The organism is Longimicrobiaceae bacterium (assembly GCA_035936415.1).
Classification (GTDB): domain Bacteria; phylum Gemmatimonadota; class Gemmatimonadetes; order Longimicrobiales; family Longimicrobiaceae; genus JAFAYN01.
Window position 1 is genome coordinate 1 of record DASYWD010000312.1, and the last position, 1,804, is coordinate 1,804.

Below are 1,804 nucleotides of genomic sequence, written 5' to 3' on the forward strand. Positions count from 1 at the left end.
GCCGCCTCCCCGAGCGCCGCCATGCGGGCGCGGACGCCCTCGCGGAGCGGGTGGGTGCGGCCGGCGCGGGCGAAGAACGCCCGGTAGCTCTCCAGCCCCTCGGCGGGCTTTCCGGTGGCCTCCAGCATCCCGCCGAGCAGCGCGTACGGCGCGGCGAACCAGGGCTCCAGCTCCGTGGCGCGCCGGAGCTGCTCGGCCGCCTCCGCGTGCTTCCCGGCGTGGGCGAGCACCTGGCCGTAGTCGTAGCGCAGCAGCGCGTCGTCCCCGCGGATCTGCACCGCCAGGTCCAGCTCCGCCAGCGCCGTGGCGGTGTCGCCGGCCGCCTGCGCCAGCATCGCCAGCGCGGCGTGGGCCGGGTGATACGACAGGTCCTCCTGGAGCGCCCGGCCGTACGCCTCCCGGGCCGCGTCGCGCTCGCCCCGCTGCTCCAGGATCAGCCCGGTGCTGTGCTCGAAGATCGCCTTGGACTCGTACAGGTACACCAGGTCGCGCTGGTCCCGCTCGCGCAGCCGCTCCACCGCGTTGCGCATCTCCACGAGCGCGCTGTCCGGCCGCCCCACCAGCAGGAAGATGCGGGCGCGGTCGGCGTGGATCCCCGCCCTGTTCGCCCGGCTCTCCTTCAGCGCGCGGGCGTACTCCGCCAGCGCCGCGGGGAAGCGGCCCTCCGCGTACGCCATCCACCCGCGGGTGCCCGGGCCCCCGCTGCGCAGGTAGCTGTCGACCTCGAACTTCAGCAGCGCCGGGTCCACGGGCCTCCCGGCGCTGCCCCGGCGCACCGACCACTCCACGTAGTGGTCGAAGGCCAGCCGGTCGAACTTGGTGCGGACGAAGGGGTTCAGGGTGACCGCGCGGAGGTGCAGTGAGTCGATGGCGCGCATCTCCCGCGACTCGATCATCCTGCGGTTCCCCTGCATGTACGCGGCGAAGCGCTCGGGTCGGGACATCAGCAGGGCGACGCGCCGGGCGTACCATGCGTCGGCCCAGCCGGGCTCGATGCGCGTCGCCCAGTAGAGGGCGTCGGCGGCCTCGGCGGGGTTCGACTGCAGCACGCGCACGGCGTGCGTGTAGTACGCGTTGGCGGAGTTGGTGTCGGCGGCGGCGTCCAGCCGGGGGCGGCGGGGCTCGCGGGCGCGGTCCTGCGACGCTGCGGCGCAGGGAAGGAGTACCGCCAGCGAAAGGGCGGCGAGGAGGATGCGGCGCACGGATGGCTCTCGGTGTGGGAGGACGGGATGCCCCGCGCGGGGCGGGTGGACGGAACGGCTGCGGACGGGGAGACGGCGGGGGGCCCCGGATGAGGCGGGTGAACACAAGATCCGTCTTTCGCCCGCCCGGCGCAAGAGACGCCGCTGGCTCCGTTCCGGTCACCGCACACGAATTGACGCCCGCGCGCGCCCCGGGTAAGATGGAGCGCCGCCGGACCGCCCCGCGTCCTGCCCCTGTACCCGCACCGGAACGCCGCACCGTCCATGACGCTCCTCCCCCTCGCCACCGCGCTGGTCGCGGGCTTCGCGCACGCGCTGGAGCCGGACCACATGGCCGCGGTCACCACCTTCGTCTCGCGGCGCCCGCGCCCGCTGGAGGCGCTCGGGTTCGGGCTCCGCTGGGGGCTGGGGCACTCCGCGGCCATCGTGGCCGTGGGCGGGGTGCTGGTCCTGCTGGACGTGCACGTCCCGGAGGGGGTGGCGCGCGGCCTGGAGTTCGGGGTGGGCGGGCTGCTCATGGCGCTGGGGCTCTGGCTCCTGTGGAGCATCCTGCACGGCCGCGCGCACGCGCTGGCCGGGCGGGGCCACGCGCACCCGCACCC

The 1,804-nt window shown here is 75.4% G+C and carries 2 protein-coding genes; one reads left to right on the forward strand and one right to left on the reverse strand.

The annotated features are described in order from the left end of the window. Nucleotides 1-1,202 (reverse strand): hypothetical protein (locus tag VGR37_12900; protein ID HEV2148296.1); only part of this gene is annotated, 1,202 nt, incomplete at its 3' end. A gap of 264 nt (nt 1,203-1,466) precedes the next feature. Here VGR37_12900 and VGR37_12905 point away from each other — a divergent pair. Then, nucleotides 1,467-1,804, forward strand: a 338-nt coding sequence (locus VGR37_12905; protein ID HEV2148297.1) for a hypothetical protein, incomplete at its 3' end; no start/stop codon positions are given.